This window comes from Phenylobacterium sp. (assembly GCF_041691455.1).
Lineage (GTDB): Bacteria > Pseudomonadota > Alphaproteobacteria > Caulobacterales > Caulobacteraceae > Phenylobacterium.
On the sequence record NZ_JBEPUO010000007.1, the window covers coordinates 18,510 to 40,080 of the forward strand.

Genomic DNA, 21,571 nt, shown 5'->3' on the forward strand with positions numbered 1-21,571 from the left:
GTAGTTTCGCATATCGCCGGTCGGTTCGCTGAACAGGACCGCCGCCTTCGGGGAGGGGAAGATGGCCTATACCGTCGCGCAGCTCTTGAAGACGCCGCAGAAGGAACTGGACGCCATCTTCACGGCCGCTGAGCCGGGCCCCATCCCGGAGGGCCAGGCCGACGGCACCGCCATCATCGCGCCCGGAACGACCTTCAGCGACGAAATCGCCAAGATGATCAGCCTTTTCGCCTGGCAGGGTAAGGTGTTCGATCCCAAGGCCGGGGTGCTGCGCAACCGGATCACGCCCTTCGGCCTGAACGCCATCGTCGCCAAGGTCTACAAGGACAAGAGCTGGCTCGACGGCAAGGAATGCATTCTCCTCGACTATTCGGAGACCTCGCTGGTCGCCCACTGGATCCGCGATGAGATCCGCCTGATCGGGCCGGGCCTCTATCTGGGCAAGGTCTATTGGGACAAGGCCCGGCTCATCGACTTCGCGTTGCAGTTCTAGCAGCGGACGGGCGCGGCGATGACGCCCCAATCCGAATTCCTGGTGCTGGCCCCGGTCCGGCCGGAGGCGCTGAAGGCGCTACGCGCCCTGCTGGCGAAGATGAACGCCAAGCCCGGCCAGGCCGACCCGGTCAACAGGCTCGTGCCCTTCGGGGCCTTTCCGACCCTGCACGTCGCGCGCTTCGTGGTGCTGGAGGACGAGACCCTGGTCGACAATGCGGCGTTCGGGATGAAGCCCTTCGACGCGCCGGTCTATCTGGCCTTCCTGGGCGACTGCGACGGCCCGGCCTCCGACCTGCTGGATGAGGTCGCCTGCAAGGCGGGGGCGAGCCTGGCGCGGGTCTTCAGCCACTGCAAGGACTTCCCCGCCGACGCCGACGTCCGCGCCTGGATGCAGAAGCGCCTGGTGTCCTCGCAGGCCTATTACGTCAACTGGGTGGGGCGCACGGTCCTGCAGGTGAAGGAGGAAGCCGCCCTCCACGCCGCCCTGGCGACGGAGCTGGCGCGGGTCCGCGCCGAAGGACAGACGAATCCCGGCGAGCTGCAGACCAGCCTGCGGGCGGCCGTCGCGGCGAACGGCCCCAAGCTGTCCTCGCCCGCGCCGACCCCCTTGCCCTGGTTCCTGGGCCACATCGCCGACCTGCTGTTCGGCATCTTGATCCTGGCCCTGGCCGTGCCGATCCTGCTGATCGCCTCGCCCCTCCTGCTGTGGATCCTGCGCCGGCACGAGACCCGCGACCCGGAGCTCACCGTCCCGATCGACCCGGTCCGCGCGAACATCATCTCGGCGATGGAAGACCACGACGTCACCAACCCTTTCAGCGCCATCGGCACAATCAAGCCCGGCGCCTTCCGGCTGGCTCTGGTGCGCGGCTCGCTGTGGCTGCTGAACTTCGGCGCGGCGCAGATCTACAAGCGCGGCCGGCTGGCGCGGGTGGGCACGATCCACTTCGCCCGCTGGGTCATCGTCGACAAGGGCCGCCGGGTGATCTTCATCTCCAACTACGACGGCTCCCTCGAGAGCTACATGGACGACTTCGTCAACAAGGCGGCCTTCGGCCTGAACCTCGTGTTCTCCAATGGCGTCGGCTATCCGACGACCAACTGGCTCTTGCTGGACGGCGCCCAGGACGAGCAGCGGTTCAAGGCCTTCCTGCGCCGCCGCCAGCGGCCGACCGACGTCTGGTACAGGGCCTATCCCGGCCTCACCGCCTTCGATCTCGCGCGCAATTCCGAGATCCGCCAGGGGCTGGAGAACGACACCATGAGCGACGACGACCTGCGCCGCTGGCTGGCGAAGATCTGAGGCGCGCGACCATGGCCGATCCGATCACCGAAACCGCCGACATCCAGGGCATCCTCAAGTCCGGCTACGGACCACTGACGGAATCCACCCAGCTGCTGTTGCGGGTGCGCGACCCAGCCAAGGCGCGGGCCTGGCTCGCCAAGGCCAAACCCACCAGCATCGCCGACCTGGAGGTCAAGGTGCCTGCGGCCCTGCATGTCGCGATCTCGGCGCCCGGCCTGCGGGCGCTGGGCCTGGCGGAGGCCGTGGTGCGCGGCTTTTCGCCGGAGTTCGTGAGCGGGATGGCCGCCGACGCCGCCCGGTCGCGCCGGCTCGGCGACGTCGGCCCGAACGCGCCCGAGCATTGGGACTGGGGGACCGCCGCCTGGGAGCCGCACCTGCTGGTCATGCTGTTCGCCGAGCCCGGCGGGCTCGGGCCGTTCCGCGCCGGCGTGGTGACGCCCGCCTTCAAGCAGGCCTTCGAGGTGCGTGAGCTGGCGGCAGCGACCCTGGACGGCAACGAACCGTTCGGCTTCGTCGACGGGATCAGCCAGCCGCAGGTCGACTGGGCCGCCGCCCGCACGCCAAGCACCGCCGACGACCTCGATTACGGCAATCAGATCGCCGCGGGCGAGTTCGTGCTGGGCTACGCCAACGAATATGGCCGGATCACCAACCGGCCCCTGCTGAACCCCGGGCAGGACGCCGGCGGCATGCTGCCGCGCGCGCCGGATGCGCCGGACCGCGCCGACCTCGGCCGCAACGGGTCCTACCTCGTCCTGCGGCAGCTCGATCAGGACGTGCGCGGTTTCTGGCGGTTCGCGGCGGCGAACGGCGGCCAGCCGCTCGCCGAGGCCATGGTCGGCCGCAGGCTCGACGGACAGCCGCTGGTGGCCGCCAGCTCCACGACGATCCGCGGCGTCGGGCCGAAGGCGGACGACGTGCGCCTGAACAGCTTCGACTTCGACAGCGATCAGCTGGGCCTCGCCTGCCCCTTCACCGGCCATATCCGCCGCGCCAATCCGCGCACCGGCGACCTCCCCGGCGGCGACCAGGGGCTGCTGAAGTTTCTGCTCGGCATGCTGGGCCTGGGCGTCGACCGGCGGGCCGACACCATCGCTTCCAGCCGTTTCCACCGCCTGTTGCGGCGGGGGCGCAAATACGGCCAGACCCTGTCGCCGGCGGAGGCCGCCGACCCTGCCGCGCCCGACCCGAAGGCCGGCCTGCTGTTCGTCAGCCTGAGCGCCAATATCCAGCGCCAGTTCGAGTTCGTGCAGGGCGCCTGGCTGGCCAGCGCCAAGTTCGGCGGCCTGACCGGCGAGCAGGATCCCCTGCTGGGCGTGCGCCTCCCCTTCCCCGGCGACCAGCGCACCGACGGCTTCCGCCAGCCGCAGGCCGCGGGTCCCTGCCGCGAGATCGAGGCCATGCCGCAGTTCATCCGCATGCGCGGCGGCGGCTATTTCTTCCTGCCGGGCCTTCGGGCGCTGAAGTTCATCGCGGCTGGAGGCGCGTAAGAGCGGTGATCGGGCGCTGGCTCAGGCTCGCGATCCTGGCCTACCTCTGGGCCGCGCTCATCGAGGACACGACCATCTTCGTCCTCGCCTGGGTCTATCCCGACCTGTGGTTCAAGCTGTTCCACCACTCGGTCCCCCAGGGCCTGGAGATCGCCTTGCTGCGCCGCTCGGCCGGTCAGTGGGCGGCGTTCGCGCTGGCCCAGGCGATCGCGCTGGCGCTCTGGCGCAGGAAGCCCGTCTGGCTGGCGGTGGTGGCAGGGATCCGGTTCTCGGACCTCTTCACCGACATCTCCTACATCCTGGCGGCGCCGACCCTGACGCCGCTGGGCTGGATCCTGCTGTCGCCGCCGGCCGTGCTCAATCTGGTCGGCGTGGTGATCATGCTGAAGGGCTACGAGCAGGCCAGCCGGCCCCGCCCCGCCTAGTCGAACGCCTCGTCGCCGGTGGGCTCGTAGTGCTGCACTCCGTTCATGTCCTGCCGGTACTTGCCGAGCTCCCAGTACATCCGCCGGCGCGCCCGGCTCTGGTTGCCGAGCGGGCGGTGCTCAGGCAGCGCATGCCAGGGATTCCACTTCAGGACCTTGGCGAACTCCATCTGCTTCGGCGAATCGAATTTCTGCTTCGGAATCCGTAGCTTGGCCACGGTGACATGCGGCGAGAGCTTCAGCGGCCAGCGCACGCCGGCATTCTCGATCGGCATGCGGTGCGCGTCGGTCTGGACCTGCACACAGATGTCGAACTCGACGTCCTGCTGCGCCAGCGTGCCCGCCATGTTGTCGCGCAGGTAGTTGTCGGGGACGTTCCCGAACGGCGCGCCGGGGATCTTCTTGTTGACCTTGGTGCGCGGCAGGAAGGCGTACTTCATCGCCTGCCCCTCGCCCAGCAGGTAGGGCACGTTCGAGTAGTAGGTCTGGGCCAGCGGATTGTACTGGGTGGCGTTCCACAGCCCCTGCATCAGGAAATCGAGGATGTGGGTGTCCCCGGGCTTCAGGAAGTACCAGAGCGGCGTGTGCTCCAGGCTCCATTTCTGCAAGCTGGCGTTGGCCTTGGTGTCCGGCGTCACGAAGGTCGGCGTCATGACGCAGATGAAGTCCTGGGTCGCCTTCTCCTCGTCCATCAGCTTGGGGCCTTCGACACCCATCAGCTTGATGGCCATGGAGGCGAAGCCGACGTCGTCGATGTCCTTAGGCACGTCGGGACCCGGGCCTGAAAATCGCACCCAGGCCTTGAAGGTCCGCGGCGTGGCGAAAACCCCCTTGCGCAGGTTGTCCGGCAGGCCGTCGACGACGGTGAATTGGGCGCGGACGATGCCATGGGTCTTGGTATTGCCGCCGCGCTCGAACCCGCCCGGCTTGAACCGGCCGGCCATCTGGTCGTGCATCCGGTCGATGATCTCCTGGAGGTGAAGCTCCTCGTCGGGGATCGGGCGCTCTTCGGCGAGCTTCAGCCCCTCATCCTTGCGCTGGATGTTGATCAGGAACTGGATGACCGCGGCCTGCGGCTCGCGCAGCACCGAATCCACCGCCTCGCGGAAGAACGGCTCGAGCCTGCGCTCCACGTGGCTGAGCGAGACCAGGAAGTCATGCAGACGCCGTAACGGCATGATGGACTCCTTTCGGTTCGGCGGGGGATTTGAGCGCGTCGCGGTGGATCACCTCGGCGGCTTTCTCGGCGACCATGTAGATGGCGCAGGCGATGAACATGCCGGGGATGCGTGGGAAAACCGAGGCGTCAACGACCCTGAGCCCCGTCACGCCGTGAACCCGGAAGTCACCGTCCAGCACCCCGCCCGCTTCGCGCGGCCCGATGGCGCAGGTGCAGGAGGCGTGATGGCCCCAGGCGTTGTCGCGGACGTATTCGGCAAGCTTGGCCCGGGTGTCGTATGTCGGCCCCGGCTCCTCCTCGGCGGCGATTAGCCCGGCCTCGTGCAGCGGCCGGGCCATCCGGCGGGCGAAGCGGACGCCGTGGACCACCGCGTCGAGATCGGCCTTGGGGTCGCCATCGCCCTCCTCGAAGTAGCGGAAGTTCACGTCAGGCGGCTCGAGCGGATCGCACGAGCGCAGGGTGACCCGGCCCCCACGATTGGTGGTGTGGGCCTTGAGCACGGTCCAGGTCAGGTAGTTGTGATGCGCGCCCACGGCCTTCGAATAGCCGGGCTCGTAACCGCGGAACCTAGCCAGCAGCGCCATGAAGAAGAGGTCGCGCGGGCCCGTGCCTCCCGGCGCGCGCTTGGCGACCGAAATCGCCGCGCCGTTGGAGACGTACATGCCCGAGGCGTCGGTCGACCAGTCGCGCCATTGCCGGTCGGTGCGGTCGAACTTCGCGCCGACCAGGAGCGGCCAGTCGGCCTTCATGCGGAGGACAAGGCCGACCTCGTAGCGATCCTGCAGGTTGGCGCCCACGCCCGGCAGGTCGACCCGGACCGGGATGCCGAGCGCGCTCAGGGCCCCGGCCGGGCCGATGCCGGACAACATCAGGAGCTGCGGGGTGTTGAAGGCGCCCCCGGCCAGGATCACCTCGCGCCGCGCATGGACCTGGGCCGGCTTGCCCGGCGAAGCCGATGGCTCCGGCGTCGCGCGATAGAGACGCTCGCCCTGGCGATAAGCCACGCCCGTGGCGCGGCCGTCGGCATCGAACAGCACCTCGGTGGCCAGCGCATTGAGGCGCAGATCGAGCCGGCCGGTCGTCTTGCGCGCGCAGAGCACCCGCTCACGGGTTCCCCGGCGGTGATGGCCCCGCGTGGTCAGCGGCGTGTACCAGACCTTCAGCGCCCGCCCGATCGCCTGGAACCGGTCGTTGGGATCGGCCTGACCGATCAGGAACTGGACGATCGCGCCCAGGGCCCGGGGCGCGTGCATCATGGCCGCCTGGGCGGACCCGACGATGAGCCGGAAGGTCGCCAGATCCCCGAAGGTCTGGCGCGGCATGGCGCGCTCTGTGGAGAGCCAGCCCTTCCAGCCGTGCCCGGTGAGATCGATCCCGAACCGGCGGAGCAGCCTCGGCCACGGGCGATGCCCGCAATCCTCCAGCCGCTGGAAATAGCGGCGCATGGCGCTGGGCGACCAGGACGGATCGCCGGTGAGGTCCTGGATGGTCCGCCAGTCCTGGTCGTCGGGGTAGATCAGGATCATCGCGTTGTGCGCCGTGCAGCCGCCCAGGGTGGCGGCGCGCGGATAGAGCACGCCCTGGGGCCGGCGCTTCGGATCCCGCGCCTGCTGGGCCGGGTCGGCATAGTGCTCCACCCAGAAGTTCCAGCTGATCGCCGGGTCTTCCGAGGCATAGGGGTGGAAGGCGGGTACGTCGTAGTCGTCGGGCATGCGCCCGGCCGCGCCGGCCTTGCAGTCGCCGCCGGCCTCCAGCAGCAGCACGCTGTGCCCCAGCTCGGCGAGCCGGGCTGCGACCGTGCCGCCGCCGGCGCCCGAACCGACGACGATATAATCCCAGTCTGCGGTCGGCGGCCCGGCCATGCCGCCGACCTCAGAGGGTCTTCAGGAAGGCGATGAGGGCCCGCTTGTCATCGTCGTTGAGCGCCGTTTCCGTACCCCAGGCCCGCTCGTCCGCGGTCAGGCCTTCCTGGTGGTTGAAGGCGTCCGTGCCGAACAGGTGGCCGCGGTTGACCACGAAGTCCGGGCACTTGCTCAGCGCCAGCAGCGGCTCGCGGACATTAGCGAAATGCTCGCGCAGCGCCGGGCCCGAGACGCCCGGCGGCAGGTCCTTCAGATCGTGCTTGAGCCGATGGGCCACGACCAGCAGGCGCCAGGTGTTGACGATGCCGTCGATCGGATTGCGGCTCTCCGACTGCAGCTTGACGTTGGAGAGCAGGGTCACCGGCATCCCCTGCGGCACCGGGCCCACCACCAGCGCGCCCTTCATGTCCGCCGGCATGTCGGGATAGCCGGGGAAATCCTTGGCGAGCTGGGCCTTGTCGGCCGGGTCGTAGATCAGCCCGGGGAACAGGCCCTTGAGCAGGCCGCTGGCGGGCTTCATGGCGCTGGGCACATAGGCGGGAGCGATGACCACCCAGCTCACCGAGGTCGTGCGGTCGATCGTCCCGTGGACCTTGGAGCCGAGGACGGAATCCTGGGTCCGCTTCTCCGGCCACAGCATCTCTTCAATCGAGGGCTGGAAGACCTTCATCCGGTCGTCGACGCCCACCGGCGGCGTCGCCGGGAAGTAGCGGCCATCGGGACCCTGGGCGTTGATATAGCTGAAGGGACCGACGCTGTTGTTCAGCAGGTAGGGCGCGGTCGACCAGAGCGAGATCAGCGACGGCGGCCGGGTGAAGCCGCGCCCGCCGCCGGGCATCTTGTACTGCCGCTGGTCGCCGGTGAACGGATCGCGCACGGTGATCGCGCCGACCGAGGGCAGCTCCTTGTAGCTGTCCGAGGAGAAGTTATCCCAGATGTTGCCACGGAGCGCATTGGTGGCCAGCGGGCTGCAGGCGTTGGTGCGCAAGAGCGTCACCGGCACCCGGAACTCGGCCGACATATAGTTGTGGTCGAGGAAGTCCGGCGTGGCTGCGAGCTTGCGCATCTCGGTCTTGAACGCCGGGCTCTGGCTGAACTTCCAGTAGCTCTGGAAACAGCCGAGGTAGCCCGCCCCCACGCACTTGTCGTCGGAGAGCTTGGCGACCGCATCAGGCGGCAGCTTGCTGGAATGGCAACGCGCGCAGGTGTCGGCGAATACCTGCTTGCCGTGCTCGACCGCCGCCGGCGGATCGTTGAGGTAGGCGGCCCCGCCGGGTGCGTCCTTCAGCCGGTCCGGCCGGCCGGCCTTCAGGAAGAACAGCGCCGTCGACGGCGTGCCCGCCTCCGTCGCGCGCCAGTAGGCGGAGTTCTTTTCGGCGTTGGCGATGAGGATCGGGGTGATCTTCTTGCCGCCGACCACGGCGTTGAAGTGCAGCAGCCACTCCTCGGAGAAGAGCCCGATGTTCAGGTAGACGCGGTTGAGTGCGCCCAGCGCGCCCACAGCGTCCGAACCGTCCTTCAGGACCCGCGGCGTCAGCACCCGGTCGGGGGCCTTGTAGAACTGGGTCAGGGGGCCGCTGGAAAGGTAGTTGTTGAACTGCTTGTTGTTCTGCTCGCCGCCCTTGATGATTTCCTTGCCGAGGTATTTGGCGCCGCCGGGGACCTGGTCGGTGGCGTTCAGCCCCATGCGGTCGTCGAGGCTGTAGATCGCGTTCATCGTGCGCGGATTGTTGATCATGTCGGTGGAGACCAGCGAGGTGTCCATCGAGCCCGGCCGGTAGGTGTGCACCAGCTGGTACATGTAGTTCTTCTCGTCGGCGCTGTGGATGAACAGCCGGTCGACCCACATGTATTGGGCGCCCACCGTCGAGCTGAGATTCGCGAACTGCGGGTGCTCCGGGTCGGCCGGCGGGTGCAGCGGGCTCGGGCCCACGTGGCAGAAGCCGCAGGACATTCCGACGCGATAGGGCCGCACAAGTTTCGGGTCGCTATAGTAGCCCGGATCGTCGTAGTAGCGCTTCGGATCCCAGCGCTTGGCCGCCGCGTCGTCGAACGCCGGGTTCGGGAACAGGCGCAGGCCGATCACGCCCGTCGGATAGCCGTAGTAGGAGCCGACCGGCATGGCGGCCGGGGGCTTGGAGCCATCGGCGAGGCGTGTGTCGGGCTTGAACGCCAGGCCGCGGAAGCCGGCCTTCACGCCGGGATAGGCGGCTTCGTCGGCGAAGGGATCGGCCGCGCAGCCTGCCTGCCGCACGTCCAGGTAGAGACCGAAGCGTTCCGGGTCGGGCGCCTTGGCTTCCTCGAAGCAGGGCTCGTTGACGAGGCCCAGGCTCGCCCAGCGATTGTCGCGGTGGAAGGTCTGTTTGGGATAGGAGGTGACGATCTTCAGGAGGTCGAACCCACCGAAGGTCGTGGCGGTCATGCCGTCCCAGAACCGGTCGTTGCCGCCGGTCCAGACGATCCACATGTCGCGGCCCTGCACCTCGGTCTCGTTGAACGGGGCGGCGTTGTCCATGTCGGCGAAGTAGTTGACCTTCGAATGCGGGAAGGACTCCGCCGTGCGGCCGACCTTTTGGGCTTCGTCGAGCACGGTCCCCGGCTGCGGACCCCGGTCGCAGCCACTCAGGCCAAAGAGAATGCTGGCCAGAAACGCGGCCAAGACCGGTGCATGCGGTCGCATGGTGAGCCTCCCCGTCCGATTGCTCGGCTTCAACCGAGCGTAGCAGATCGGCGGTTGGCGAAAAGCATGTTGCGGAGCTGCGGGGCCAACCGGCGCCTGGCCGCCCCCGCCCGGCGGCGAACGCGCCGGGCCCGCGAGGGCCGGCCTGTCGCCCATGGCCTCGATCGGCGGCGATTCGGCCTCGCCGAGCGATTCGGGCTGGAGGTTCACGCGGCTAGGACGGCGGCTCGGCGACGCGGACGAGGCCGTGGCCGGCGTTGAGGTCTCGGCCGCCGCGGGCGATCAGCACCAGCTGCTCCAGGCGGCTCAGGCCCACCACGGCGGCGCTGAGCCATAACCAGCCCTGCCAGCCGGTGACCGCGATCGCCGGCCAAAGGCAGAACAGCAGGAAGGCGCCGACCTTCGCCGACCAGACATGGAACATCATCAGCCGGCGCGTCAGTAGCCAGGAAAGGCCGAGGTAGAGGATCGGGCCGCCGAACAGCACGGCGGCCGCCGCCCACTGGCGTGCGATCAGGCCGGGATAGGCGAGCGCCAGGAAGCCCAGGATGGCCAGCGAGAAGAGGTTGTCGACCACCGCATCGAGCTGGGCGCCGAACTCCGAGGACTGCTTGAACCGCCGGGCGAGCCAGCCGTCGGCCAGATCGGTCAGGGCGGCCAGGATGTAGAGGCCAAGCGCCGCCGTCGCCTGGCCCCACCAGAGCAGGCCGAAGATCGGGACGATCAGCAGGCCGCGGCTGAGGGTGACGGCGTTGGCCGGTTTGAATTCACCCCGCTCGACGACCAGCGACAGCGGGAACGGCGTCATGACGCGCTCAGGCGCAGGGTGGCCGGGTTGGCGATCAGGCTCTGAATCGAGAAGGCGTTGCCGTGCATTGGGCAGACCAGCTCGCCGGCCCCGTTCAGCCGCCCGAACTTCAGCGGTCCGCCGCGGTGCGGGCAGCGGTTGGGGACCAGGTAGAGCTCGCCGCCGGCCGAGAGCAGGAAGTATTCCACTCCGTCGCGCCGGATCGGGGGCAGGTCGTGGCCGATCCAGACGGAGCCGTCGTCCTCGGTCACGCCAGCACCCGCCCAATGGCCGCCGGCGGGAAGGCCGCGAAATCCTGCGCATCGGTCAGCACGCCCAGCACGCCCACCTGCACGCGCGCCGCGCCAAGCGCCGAGAGGTCGCTGGCCGGAGTGACCGGGCGCCCGAGGGCCTCGCGCGGCTCCCCCGGCACGCCCCAGGTCGCCGAGCCGGCGGCCGCGAAGGCCTCGGATACGCCCAGGAGATGTTCGCCCGCGCTGGCGAACGCCGCCTTGGTGAGTTCGGCGCCAGCGATGATCTCCGCCCCCGCCTCAGCGCCGAATTTGGCGACCAGGGGCGTCACGGCTTCGTCGATCATCATGCGGGTGTGGTGCAGATCGATATGGGCGTGCTCGCCGAAGTAGCGGGCGTCGGCGTCGGGGTGGAACTCGCGCAGGTAGCGGTGGTGCGCCAAGGTCGAGCGTTGATAGGCGGTCTCGGCATGGAGCAGGAAGCCCACCTGGCGGAAGAAATTCCGCGGGTTCTGGAACAGCCAGTGGATCGCGTTGTGCAGGGCGAGCGCCTCGGTGTCGAACCAGGGCCAGTAGCCGTTGTAGGCGTCGTCCAGACCGAAGCTGCGCATGGTCGCCCGGTAGAGGACGCTGTGCTTCTTCGCAGGCGCGCCGTAGCCGAACTCGTCGATCAGGATGCGGAACAGGGCCGACTGCGGCTCGCCATATTCGCCGATCACGCCCAGGGCCGAGGCCGAGGCTTCGGCGAGGAGGTCGGGCGAGGATTGCACCAGGAAGTTCCGGTAGTGGTCCTCCCGGTGATCGGCGCCGGCCAGGAAGCCGGTGAAGGCGTTCTCCCGTGCGCTGCGGATCTCCGCCAGCATGGCCGCCACATAGGTCTCGATATCGCCGGCGCCGGCGGGCGCCAGCGGCGCGATCAGCTCGGCCTCCAGGCGCGGCCGCAGCTCGGCGAGCGTGGCGAGGCGGGCCTCGTCGTAGTGGCGCCGCAGCGCCGACAGTACGCCGCCGGCCGGCGCCTCGTCCGGCAGGAGGACGTAGCGCGCCTGATAGCAGCGCATCAGCGCCTGATGCTTCACAAAAGCCTGGAGCGAGGGATCCTCGCCCACCACGTCGATACGCGCGTCGAAGGCCGCGGAGGGCGCCTGTCCCGAACCTTCGGCCAGGATGGCGGCCAGGTCGGCCAAGGGGTCATGGCTGACGGCGTTCACCGCGCCGCCTCGCGGCCATAGACCGAGACGCCGATCCCGCCCTTCACGAACCACTCGTCCATGCGCCAGCGCGAGATCCCCATCGTGTGCCCAGGGCGCGGCGCGAGCGTCAGATAGGTCGGCGCGTCCGGATCGCCGGAGATGATCGGGATGTGCTTGATGATGATCTTCGAGACCAGGCCGTGGCCGAACAGGCTGGAGAGCAGCGTCGAGCCGCCTTCGACAATCAGCCGCTTCACGCCGCGCTGCGCCAGCACCTGCATCAGGGCCACGAGGTCCACCTCGGTTTCGCCGCAGCAAACCACGTCCACGCCGGGCTTGGCCAGTAGCGCGGCCACGGTCGCAGGCTGGGCCTTGCGGGCGGTCGCCACCAGGGTCGGCAGCCCATCGTTGAGCAGGGCCGAGGTCAGCGGCAGGAGACCGTCGGACGAGGGGATGACCCGAAGCGGGCTCGGCCCCTCCACATAGCGCACCGTCAGCGACGGATCGTCGACGCGCACGGTGTTGGCGCCGACCATGATCGCGTCGGAGAGCGCTCGCTGGCCGTGGAACCAAGCCTTCAACTCATCGGTGGAATAGTCGAACAGTTCCTTGCTGGACGAGGTGCGATGCAGCGCGAGTTTGCCGTCGATGGTCAACTCCGACAGCGTTGTGATTTCGATCATGCGCGCTCCGCCGCCCAGCCCGGGATATCGGCGTCATCGTGGCGCCCGCCACTTAAGCTCGCAAATACGCCGTCAGTTCAGCCGGCGTCGAGACTAACGTGGGTGGCGCCCAGTGAAGCGAGCGCCCCGGCCCGCTTCGTCGAGCCCGCCCGGTAGACCAGGACGGAGCGCACCACCTTGCGCGCCGCGGTCACCATGGAGTTGGCCCAGCCCAGGAACTCCGCGTCGCCGATCGCGGCGGGCGGGCATTCGAACGACAGCGCCTGGAAGCCGGCACCCGCCAGCCGCGCGAAGGCGCTCGGCGTCGGATTGGTAAGGCGGCCCGCAACCAGCAGGGAGATCGGCCGCACCAGGGCGGTCACGTCCATCAGGGCGTTCATCGGCACGCCTTCGATGTCGCCGATCTCGCAGATCACGCCGAGCTTGACCATGTGCGAGGCCTCGCGGACGGGCGCCACCAGTTCGGTGCGACCCCGATGGCTCGCAAGGCTCGAGAAGGACACCGGCACGATCAGGCTGAGCTGCTGTTCATCGCCGGCTTCGGTCTTCAACCGATCGATGCCACGGGTGATGGTGGCGAGATCGGCGCGGACCAGGTCGGACGAGGGCAGCGCAGCCACTTCGCGCGCCGTCAGCGCCTCGCCGTTGGAGACGGTGATGATCCGCCGGATCATCCGAAAGCCGATGCGCGTGAAGCCCTTCAGCTCGTAGATCGGCTCCAGGCTGGCGGAGACCCGCAGCAGCCGGCCGTCGGTGGAGATGAACGGCGCGGAGCGGTTGACCAGTTGCGAGGTCAGGCTGGCCTCATCGTTGAAGGCGCCCAACCGCGCGGGATCGGCGTCGGCGTCCTCGCCGGTGAGGGCAGCCTCGGCCTCCAGGGCCTCGGCAGGCTTGGTCTCCAGGCGGCCCTTGCTGGCCTTGATCACCTGCAGGACGCCGCTCGGCGCCTGGTCGGCGTCGGCGTGGAACTGGTTGAGGATCTCGCGAAGGTAGCGCAGGCAGGCGGCCTGCCCGGCCAGGCGGCCCAGCCCGGGATGCAGCACGAAGAAGTCGCTGTCCGAGAAGCGCCGATAGATCCCGCGGCTGCCGAGGCTGCGCTTCAGGACCTGCTGGGTGAAGGCGAACACCTCCTCCTTGCGCTCCTGCCAGTCGCCGCTGAGGTGCTGCTGCACGGCTTCGAGCGAGATGACGTTGATCTTGCCGGCGGCGATCAGTTGGGGGTCGGCGTAGCGCTCGATGTCGGCCTGCGCCTCGGCCGACACGAGCCGCAGGGCGCCTGAGAGCTGGGCAAGCGCGAGCGCGCCCAGCTGGGGGGCTTCAGAGGCGGGGCGCGCGCCGGCCGCCTGCTTTGGACGAGCGGCCGCTGCGGCGCTCTCGACCACGTTGAAACTCCCTTGGCTTAACTCGCCAGCCTGCAGGTTGGCGGAAGACGGTTAAGGGATGTTCCACGCGCGAAGAAAAATCCCGCGGTTTTCGGGGGGTCCGCAGACAGCAAAAGACCCCGCTGAGCCATGGGCCCGGCGAGGTCCTTGCAGTTCCGAAAAATACCCGGCGGGATCAGACGCCCCGCCGTCAGGCGATCGCCTACTTCAGGTGACCGGCCAGGTGCTTGTTCATCTCGAACATGCTGACCTTGTCCTTGCCGCCGAACACGGGCTTCAGCTTGGCGTCAGCCAGGATGTCGCGCTTGTTCTTCGGATCCTGAAGGTTGTTCTTCTTGATGTAGACCCAGATCTTCGAGACGACTTCGCCCCGGGACAGTTGCCCCGGGCCGACTACAGCGGCCAGCTCCGCGGAGGGCGTGAGCGGCTTCTGCAGCGCGTTGGTTTTTTTGACGTCGGCCATAGGGGCTCCCCCAGCTAGATTCAGGCGGCTGCTGTCACGCATGGAGTGCGTGAAACTGAGTCGCTTGCAGGTATCCTAGGGGCAATTCCGCCTCGCGCCACCCTGAGAATGCGCCTGCGGCCCCAAGCGGCGAAAAACTCCGTCCTCAGCCTGTTCCTAGCTGTTCCCGGAGAGGGCGACGGTGACCTTGGCCGAGAGGCCGGGACGCAGCTTGGCCACGTCGGGCTGGCCGGCGTCGAAATGCAGGCGCACCGGCACGCGCTGGACGATCTTGGTGAAGTTGCCGACCCCCGGTTCGAACGGCAGCAGCGCGAACTCCGAGCCGGAGCCCGGCGCGAAGCTTTCCACGTGGGCCTTGAGCGTCACCCCCGGCAGGGCGTCCACCTGCACCTTGGCCGGCTGGCCGCGCAGCATCCGGGTGGTCTGGGTCTCCTTGAAGTTGGCGGTCACATAGAGGCGATCCATCGGCACGATGGTCAGCAGCCGCGAGCCCGGCTGCACGAAGTCCCCGACATTGGCCTGCCGGTCGCCGACCACGCCGGCGATCGGCGCGCGGATATCGGAATGGTCCTGGTCCTGCCGGGCCAGGTCGAGGGCGGCCTGGGCCTTCTCCCGCCCGGCGCGGGCCTGGGCGAGCGCGGCTTCGAGCTCGCCACGCCGGTCGCGGGTCACCGCCTCCTGGCCGCGGCTGACGGCGAGCGTCGCGCGGCTGCGCTCAGCAGCCGCCGTGGCGGTGGCCGCATCGGCCTCGACCCGCTCAGCGTCGCGGCGAGGGACGAAGCCGGTGCGCACCAGGGCCGCATAGCGCTGGCGGTCGGTCTCGGCGCGGGTGGCCTGGGCGTCGCTGGCGCGGATGGCGGTCTCGGCCTCGCGAACCGAGGCGGCGGCGAGCGCGGCTTCCGAGCCCAGATGGCTCAGCGCCGCCTGCGCCTGGCCGATCGCGGCGTCGGCCATGGCGAGGTCGCCGCGCGCCGCGGCGACACGGGCGGCGTACTCTTCAGGGTCGAGGCGGATCAGCACCTGTCCGGCGCTCACCGGCTGGTTCTCGGTCACCAGAACCTGGGCGACGTGGCCGCGGACCCGCGGCGCGAGGAGGGTGGCGTCGGACTTCAGATAGGCGTTGTCGGTGCTGGCCGAGCCCTTGGCGGCGCGCAGGTAGAGCACCCCGCCCGCGCCGATGACCAGCGCCGCGCCCAGCACCAGCCAGCCGCGGGGCGGCAGGCGGCGGCGTTTCAGCGGAACGGCGTCCACGCCGGTGACGGTTTCCATCTTCATTGGTCGAACACCAGCAGGGTTGAGGTCGCCGTGGCGTAGATTCGCCCCTGGTGATCGGTGATCCGGCCCTCGGCGAAGGCGGCGCGACGGCCCACCTGGATCACCTTGCCCTCGGCGCGGACCGGGCCGGTGTCCTTGGTCATCGGCCGGTGATAGGCGACCTTGAGCTCCAGCGTCGTGTAACCCTGCCCGGCCTTCAAGGTGGAGTGCACCGCGCAGCCGACCGCGGAGTCCAGCAGGGTCGCGGCGTAGCCGCCGTGCACCGTGCCGATCGGATTGTAGACGCTCTCGTCGGGGCGGCCGCCGAACACCACGCGGCCTTCCTCGATCTCGACGATGCTGAAACCCATGGTCTTGCCGATCCCCGGCTCGCGCTCGGGCCGGTTCGGGTCGAAGACCGCCCGCAGCTGTTCGAGGCCGCTCAAGCCGGCGGTTTCGGCCGCGATCGCGTTCATGCCGCAGCTCCATCGACCAGACCCATGCGCCCCTTGATCCGGGCGCGGGAGGCGTCAAGCAGCTCGCCGGCCATCGCCACGTCGGAGACCGCGCGGGAAAGCGCCACGGCGCCGGCCATCTCGGCCATCAGCGAGCTGGCGAGGCTGCGGCGCGAGGCAGGATCCGGCTCGGGCAACCAGGCTTCCAGCCGCGCGATCAGGCCGGCCACACCGGCGTCGAACGCGGTGCGAACCATCGGACCCTGCCGGGGCAGATCGTTGGTGAGTGTCGAGATCGGGCAGCCACGCTGCGGATTGTTGCGGTGTTCAAGGGAGACATAGGCGTCGACGAAGGCGGCCAGCGCCTCCTCGGAGCTCATGTCCTCGGTCATGCGGGCAAAGCGCCGCCGGCTCTGGCCGAAGGCCTCCTCGATCGCCGCGGCGACCAGCGCCTCCTTCGATTTGAAGTGCGCATAGAAGCCGCCGTGGGTCAGGCCGGCCTCGGCCATGATCTCGGCGACGCCGACGCCGTCCGGCCCCTTGGCGCGGACGGCGGCGGCGGCGGCCTGCACCACCTTCTTGCGTGTCTCCTCCTTGCGGCTCTCGCTGTAGCGCATTGCGCGGCTCCGGGTTATATGATGATCATAATATCATGATCCCAAGCCTGCAAGAGGGGGATGCGCAAGACCATGACTGACGCCGCCCTGCCCCCGATCCTGGCGCCGGCGACGCCCGGCGCGCTGTCCGAGAACCGCAAGCTGCTGATCTTCGGCCTGATGGCGTTCGGCCAGTTCATGGCGCTCCTGGACATCCAGATCGTGGCCGGTTCGCTCAATTCCATCCAGGCCGGCCTGAACGCCGGACCGGACGAGATCGCCTGGGTGCAGACCGCCTATCTGATGGCCGAGATCGTCATGATCCCGCTGGCGGCGTTCCTCTCGCAGGCGCTCTCGACCCGCTGGCTGTTCACCGCCTCGGCGGCGCTCTTCACCCTCGCCAGCCTGATGTGCGGCCTGGCCTGGGACATCAATTCGATGATCTTCTTCCGGGCCATCCAGGGGTTCGTCGGCGGCGCCATGGTGCCCACGGTCTTCGCCACGGGCTTTGCGATGTTCGAGGGACCCAAGCGGGCGATGATCCCGGCGATCCTCGGCGTGGTCTCGACACTCGCGCCGACCCTCGGCCCCAGCGTCGGCGGCTGGGTGACCGAGGTCGCCGACTGGCGCTGGCTGTTCTTCATGAACATCGTGCCGGGCGTCGCGGTAAGCATCCTCCTGCCGCTGCTGGGCAAGGTCGACGAGGCGAACCCCTCGATGCTGAAGCGCATCGACTGGCTGCATGTCGCCTCGCTGGCGGTGTTCCTCGGCGGACTGCAGTACGTCCTCGAGGAAGGTCCGCGGCACGAGTGGTTCACCGACCTCGGTGTGACCACCGCGGCCTGGCTGTCGGGCGTCGGCTGCGTGGTGTTCTTCGAGCGCACCTTCTTCTCGACCATGCCGGTGCTGAAGCTGACGCCGTTCAAGCGGCCGACCTTCGCCATGGCCTGCGTGCTGAACGTCGTGGTGGGCTTCGGCCTCTACGCGGCGACCTATCTGACACCGGTCTTCCTGGGGCGGGTGCGCGGCTATTCCAGCCTGCAGATCGGGGTGACGGTCTTCGTCACGGGCCTGGCCATGACCATCACCGCGCCGATCGCGGCGCGGCTCTCGACCAAGGTGGACGGCCGCTATGTGATCGCCGTGGGCTTCCTGATGTTCGCCGCAGGGCTATGGATGTTCTCGGGGATCACCGCGGACTGGGGGTTCAAAGAGCTCCTGTGGCCGCAGGTAGTGCGGGGCCTGGCCATCCTGCTCTGCATCGTGCCGGCCGTCGGCATGGCGCTGAACGGCGTTGCGCCCAGCGAGCTGCGCTACGCCTCGGGCCTCTTCAACCTGATGCGCAACCTGGGCGGCGCGGTCGGCATCGCGGTGGTCAACACCTGGCTGCAGGACAACACCCGCATCCATATGCTGCGCCTGAGCGAAGGCCTCGGCGAGGCGCCGGACCGGGCGCGCGCAATGATCCAGGGCCTGGCGCAATACGCCGGACAGTTCACCCCCGACGCCAGCCGCGCGCTCCTGATGGCGCAGTCCGAGATGGGCCGCATCGTCGGCCGCCAGGCCGCGACCCTGGCCTTCGCCGACACCTATCGGCTGATGGCCTGGATGTTCATCGGAGCCTTGGTCATCGTGCCGTTCTGCAAGCCCGCGCCGCAAGGCGCGCCGCCACCGCCGGACGCGCACTGACGTCCGATCTGGCGCGCGGAATGCGCAGGCCGTAGAACAGGATTCTCGGCAGGAGGCCCGGCGCATGCAAATCGTTCTCGACCCGATCGACCGCCGGATCCTGCGCGAGCTGCAGGCCGACGCCACCGTGCCGATCGCCGAACTGGCCGAGCGGGTCGGCCTCTCCCAGACCCCTTGCTGGAAGCGCGTGAAGCGCCTGACCGACGCCGGCGTTATCGAACGGCGCGTGGCGATCCTCGACCGCGAGCAGCTGGACCTGGGGCTGGTGGTGTTCGTGGCCGTGCGCACCAACCGCCACGACGAGGAGTGGCTGAACGCCTTCGCCAAGGGCGCCGGGGGCCTGCCAGAGGTGGTGGAGTTCTACCGGATGTCCGGCGAGACGGACTATCTGCTGAAGGTCGTGGTGCGGGACATCGCGGCCTATGACGCCTTCTATCGGCGGCTGATCGCGGCCGCGCCGCTGCAGGACGTCAGCTCCTCCTTCGCCATGGAGCAGATCAAGTTCACCACCGCGCTGCCGATCTGAACCGGCTGTTGACTTACCCGGCGCCTGGGCCGCCAAATTCCGCATAACAAAGAAGCCTTGCGGGAGGATGCGGTGAGTTCTTGGACCTTCGCGGACGTGTGGGAGGCGATCTCCGGGGTCCAGCCGGACCATCCCGCCTTCATCCAGGGCGACCGGGTCCTGACCTGGGGCCAGTTCGACGCCCGAGCCGATGCGCTGGCCGCCCACATGATCGCCGCGGGCCTCGACCGCCAGGCCAAGGTCGCGGCCTTCCTCTATAACGGCCCCGAGTACATCGAGAGCTACTACGCCGCCTTCAAGGCCGGTTTCGCGCCCGTGAACACCAACTACCGCTATGGGCCGGAAGAGCTCTTCTACCTGTTCGACAACGCCGATGCCCAGGCCGTGGTCTTCCACGCCGGCTTCACCGAGGTGCTGGAGGGCATTCGCGGCCGCCTGACCGGCGTGAAGGCCTGGATCGCGGTGGCCGAGCCCGGCTGCCTGGTCCCCGCCTGGGCGAGCGACTACGACGCCATCGTAGCCTCGGCGCCGGCCGTGCGCCCGGTGAAGGCGTCCTGGGGCCGTTCCGGCGACGACCTGCTGCTGCTCTACACCGGCGGCACCACCGGCATGCCCAAAGGCGTGATGTGGGCCCAGGACGACCTCTTCAACGTGATCGGCGCGGGCGGCAATGCGCTGCTGGGCGTCGCGCCGGCGGTGGACATCCCGGACCTGATCGCGCGCATCACCGGCCCGGAGCACCTGCGCCCGACGACCCTGATCGCCTGCCCGCTGATGCATGGCACCGGGCAGTTCTCCAACCTGATCTGCTTCAACGGCGGCGGCACGGCCGCTTACCTGCCGTCGCGCAGGTTCAACGCCATGGAGCTGTGGGACGAAGTCGACCGGCTGGCCGCCAGCAATGTGGTCATCGTGGGCCTCGCCTTCTCGACCCCGATGCTGGAGGCTCTGGAGGCCAACCCCGGCCGCTGGGACCTGTCGAGCGTCAAGGCGATGAGCTCGTCGGGCTCCATGTGGAGCCAGGAGAACAAGCAGGGCCTGCTGAGCTTCGCGAAGAACGCCATGATCTTCGACAGCTTCGGCTCGTCGGAAGCGGTGGGCCTGGGCGTCTCGGCTTCGGCGCCCGGGGCGGAGGCCAAGACCGCGGCCTTCACGCCCGGCCCCAACTGCGTGATCTTCACCGAGGATGGCCGGCGCGTGCAGCCGGGATCGGGCGAACGCGGAATGGTCGCGGTGACCGGGCTGCTGCCGCGCGGCTACTACAAGGATGAGGAAAAGACCGCCAAGACCTTCCAGACCATCGAGGGCGTGCGCTGGAGCGTGCCCGGCGACTGGGCGGAAGTGAACGAGGATGGGAGCCTGAAGCTGCTCGGCCGTGGCTCGGTCTGCATCAACACCGGCGGCGAGAAGGTCTTCCCGGAGGAGGTCGAGGAGGCCTTGAAGACCCACCTGGCCGTGCGCGACGCCGTGGTCGTGGGCCTGCCGGACCCGCGCTTCGGCGAGCGGATCTGCGCGGTGGTGGAGACGGACGGCGCGGCCCAGCCGACTCTCGCCGAACTCTCCGAGCACGTGCGGGCGAGCCTCGCCGCCTACAAGGCGCCGCGCGACCTGGTGCTGGTGGATAGCATCGGCCGGGCCCCGAACGGCAAGGTCGACTACAAGGCCATCAAGGACCGCGCCATCGCCGCCCTGAAGGTTCCGGCCTAGGCCAGCGCTGCGTAGACCGCGTCGGCGAGACCCTTGCCGCGGGGGTCGCCGACCAGCTCGGAACCCATCTGGTTGAGCACATAGCCGATGGCGATGCGGCCATCGGGATCGGCGCAGCCGAACGAGCCGCCCCAGCCGGAATGGCCGATGGTCCGGGGGTTGGTCCCGAAGACGCCGATCAGGTTGTGGGCGACGCCCATGCCCCACTGCGGATTGAAGCCCAGCATCAGGTCGGGGCGGTCGGCGACGATGGCGCTCATCGCTGCGACCGTGGCCTCGGACAAGATCCGGGCGCCGTCGAGCTCGCCGCCGCGGGCCAAAGCCGCGGCCAGCCGGGCGACGCCCCGCGCGCTCGCCTGACCGTTCAGCGCCGGCAGCTCGGCCGCGCGCCAACGGCGGTCGTTCGGCCGGACGGGGTCCTGCTCAGGGTTGCCGAGCGCCATGCGCGCCGGGGCCGGCAGATCCATGGCCGAGGTGTCGACAGGGCTCTTGGGGCCCAGCAGCTCCGCGACGCGTGGCTCCTGCCAGGCCGGCAGGCTGATGTGGAAGTCTGCGCCAAGCGGCCCGGCGATCTCGTCGCGGAACAGGGCCCCCAGGGACTGACCGGACGCCCGGCGCACGATCTCGCCGGCCAGGAAGCCGTAGGTGACGGCATGGTAGGAACTGGCGGTTCCGGGCGGGAACACCGGCGCCTGGGCCGCGAGGCGGTCGCAGATCAGGTCCCAGTCGTAGAGGTCGTCGAGCGTCGTCGGCTCGGTGAAGCCCGGCAGGCCCGCCTGATGGGACATGGCCTCGGCGATCGTGACGCCGGCCTTGCCTGCGGCGGCGAACTCCGGCCAGACGTCGGCCACGGGCTGGTCGTAGGCGATGAGGCCGCGGTCGACGAGACGGGCGACAGCGACGGCCGCGGCGAGCTTGGTGGTCGACCAGACATTGACCAGGGTGTCGGCGCTCCAGGGCCGCGTCCGGGCGGCGTCCGCGAAGCCGCCCCAAAGGTCGACGATCGGCTCGCCATCGCGGTAGACGCAGAAGGCGGCGCCCAGCTCCTGGTAGTCGCCTTTGCGGGCGAAGTTGGCGGCGAAGGTCTCGCGCACGGACTCCAGGCCCGGCGCCGCAAACCCCTCGATCACGATGTCCATGACGTCGCTCC

The 21,571-nt window shown here is 69.1% G+C and carries 20 protein-coding genes; 7 read left to right on the forward strand and 13 right to left on the reverse strand.

The window, feature by feature from the left end:
- Window positions 1–61: 61 nt before the first annotated feature.
- Genes ACESMY_RS11520 through ACESMY_RS11535 form a run of 4 tightly spaced genes read left to right on the forward strand, consistent with a single transcriptional unit; the run spans window position 62 to window position 3,716 of the window.
- Window positions 62–493 carry a hypothetical protein gene (locus ACESMY_RS11520; RefSeq protein ID WP_372784729.1) on the forward strand — a complete coding sequence of 144 codons (432 nt, stop codon included), beginning with the start codon at window positions 62–64 and terminating at the stop codon, window positions 491–493.
- Window positions 494–511: 18 nt separating this feature from the next.
- Window positions 512–1,798, forward strand: coding sequence for a hypothetical protein (locus ACESMY_RS11525; RefSeq protein ID WP_372784730.1), 1,287 nt, complete (start codon window positions 512–514; stop codon window positions 1,796–1,798).
- A gap of 11 nt (window positions 1,799–1,809) precedes the next feature.
- Window positions 1,810–3,291 (forward strand): Dyp-type peroxidase, encoded by a 1,482-nt coding sequence (locus ACESMY_RS11530; protein WP_372784731.1) that lies wholly within the window; start codon window positions 1,810–1,812, stop codon window positions 3,289–3,291.
- 5 nt (window positions 3,292–3,296) lie between these two features.
- Window positions 3,297–3,716: a hypothetical protein gene (locus tag ACESMY_RS11535; RefSeq protein WP_372784732.1), complete on the forward strand. Its 420-nt coding sequence runs from the start codon at window positions 3,297–3,299 to the stop codon at window positions 3,714–3,716.
- On the opposite strand, the gene ACESMY_RS11540 is transcribed toward ACESMY_RS11535, so the two are convergent.
- The 12 genes from ACESMY_RS11540 to ACESMY_RS11595 form a co-directional block, all read right to left on the reverse strand.
- Window positions 3,713–4,894 carry a catalase family protein gene (locus ACESMY_RS11540; protein WP_372784733.1) on the reverse strand — a complete coding sequence of 394 codons (1,182 nt, stop codon included), beginning with the start codon at window positions 4,892–4,894 and terminating at the stop codon, window positions 3,713–3,715. The genes ACESMY_RS11535 and ACESMY_RS11540 overlap by 4 nt on opposite strands.
- Window positions 4,872–6,758, reverse strand: coding sequence for a GMC family oxidoreductase (locus ACESMY_RS11545; protein ID WP_372784734.1), 1,887 nt, complete (start codon window positions 6,756–6,758; stop codon window positions 4,872–4,874). Before ACESMY_RS11545 ends, ACESMY_RS11540 begins: the two co-directional genes overlap by 23 nt.
- Before the next feature lie 10 nt (window positions 6,759–6,768).
- A complete protein-coding gene (locus ACESMY_RS11550; RefSeq protein WP_372784735.1) occupies window positions 6,769–9,438 on the reverse strand; it encodes a hypothetical protein in 2,670 nt (889 codons plus the stop codon).
- Window positions 9,439–9,652: 214 nt separating this feature from the next.
- Window positions 9,653–10,246: a CDP-alcohol phosphatidyltransferase family protein gene (locus ACESMY_RS11555; protein WP_372784736.1), complete on the reverse strand. Its 594-nt coding sequence runs from the start codon at window positions 10,244–10,246 to the stop codon at window positions 9,653–9,655.
- Window positions 10,243–10,497, reverse strand: coding sequence for a Rieske (2Fe-2S) protein (locus ACESMY_RS11560; protein WP_372784737.1), 255 nt, complete (start codon window positions 10,495–10,497; stop codon window positions 10,243–10,245). Before ACESMY_RS11560 ends, ACESMY_RS11555 begins: the two co-directional genes overlap by 4 nt.
- The gene (locus tag ACESMY_RS11565) at window positions 10,494–11,684 is read right to left on the reverse strand and encodes an iron-containing redox enzyme family protein (RefSeq protein WP_372784738.1); all 1,191 of its coding nucleotides are present in this window, start codon (window positions 11,682–11,684) and stop codon (window positions 10,494–10,496) included. The genes ACESMY_RS11560 and ACESMY_RS11565 overlap by 4 nt, the downstream gene beginning before the upstream one ends.
- Complete coding sequence (locus ACESMY_RS11570; protein WP_372784739.1) at window positions 11,681–12,349, reverse strand: RibD family protein; 669 nt, start codon at window positions 12,347–12,349, stop codon at window positions 11,681–11,683. Before ACESMY_RS11570 ends, ACESMY_RS11565 begins: the two co-directional genes overlap by 4 nt.
- Before the next feature lie 77 nt (window positions 12,350–12,426).
- Window positions 12,427–13,731, reverse strand: a complete 1,305-nt coding sequence (locus tag ACESMY_RS11575; RefSeq protein WP_372784740.1) for a hypothetical protein — start codon at window positions 13,729–13,731, stop codon at window positions 12,427–12,429.
- Window positions 13,732–13,933: 202 nt separating this feature from the next.
- Window positions 13,934–14,194 carry an SWIB/MDM2 domain-containing protein gene (locus tag ACESMY_RS11580; protein WP_372784741.1) on the reverse strand — a complete coding sequence of 87 codons (261 nt, stop codon included), beginning with the start codon at window positions 14,192–14,194 and terminating at the stop codon, window positions 13,934–13,936.
- Window positions 14,195–14,350: 156 nt separating this feature from the next.
- Window positions 14,351–15,469 (reverse strand): HlyD family secretion protein, encoded by a 1,119-nt coding sequence (locus ACESMY_RS11585; RefSeq protein WP_372784742.1) that lies wholly within the window; start codon window positions 15,467–15,469, stop codon window positions 14,351–14,353.
- Window positions 15,466–15,924, reverse strand: coding sequence for a PaaI family thioesterase (locus ACESMY_RS11590; RefSeq protein WP_372784743.1), 459 nt, complete (start codon window positions 15,922–15,924; stop codon window positions 15,466–15,468). Before ACESMY_RS11590 ends, ACESMY_RS11585 begins: the two co-directional genes overlap by 4 nt.
- Entirely contained in the window at window positions 15,921–16,520 is a 600-nt protein-coding gene (locus tag ACESMY_RS11595) for a TetR/AcrR family transcriptional regulator (protein WP_372784744.1), read from the reverse strand. Before ACESMY_RS11595 ends, ACESMY_RS11590 begins: the two co-directional genes overlap by 4 nt.
- A gap of 72 nt (window positions 16,521–16,592) precedes the next feature.
- On the opposite strand from ACESMY_RS11595, the gene ACESMY_RS11600 reads away from it, so the two are divergent.
- From ACESMY_RS11600 to ACESMY_RS11610, 3 genes are all read left to right on the forward strand, one after another.
- Window positions 16,593–18,188: a DHA2 family efflux MFS transporter permease subunit gene (locus ACESMY_RS11600; protein WP_372784745.1), complete on the forward strand. Its 1,596-nt coding sequence runs from the start codon at window positions 16,593–16,595 to the stop codon at window positions 18,186–18,188.
- Between the two features lie 64 nt (window positions 18,189–18,252).
- Entirely contained in the window at window positions 18,253–18,714 is a 462-nt protein-coding gene (locus tag ACESMY_RS11605) for an Lrp/AsnC family transcriptional regulator (RefSeq protein WP_372784746.1), read from the forward strand.
- A 72-nt stretch (window positions 18,715–18,786) separates the two neighbouring features.
- The gene (locus ACESMY_RS11610) at window positions 18,787–20,421 is read left to right on the forward strand and encodes an acyl-CoA synthetase (protein ID WP_372784747.1); all 1,635 of its coding nucleotides are present in this window, start codon (window positions 18,787–18,789) and stop codon (window positions 20,419–20,421) included.
- Here the strand turns inward: ACESMY_RS11610 and ACESMY_RS11615 are convergent.
- Window positions 20,418–21,560, reverse strand: a complete 1,143-nt coding sequence (locus ACESMY_RS11615; RefSeq protein ID WP_372784748.1) for a serine hydrolase domain-containing protein — start codon at window positions 21,558–21,560, stop codon at window positions 20,418–20,420. The two genes, ACESMY_RS11610 and ACESMY_RS11615, sit on opposite strands and share 4 nt — an antisense overlap.
- Window positions 21,561–21,571 lie beyond the last annotated feature (11 nt).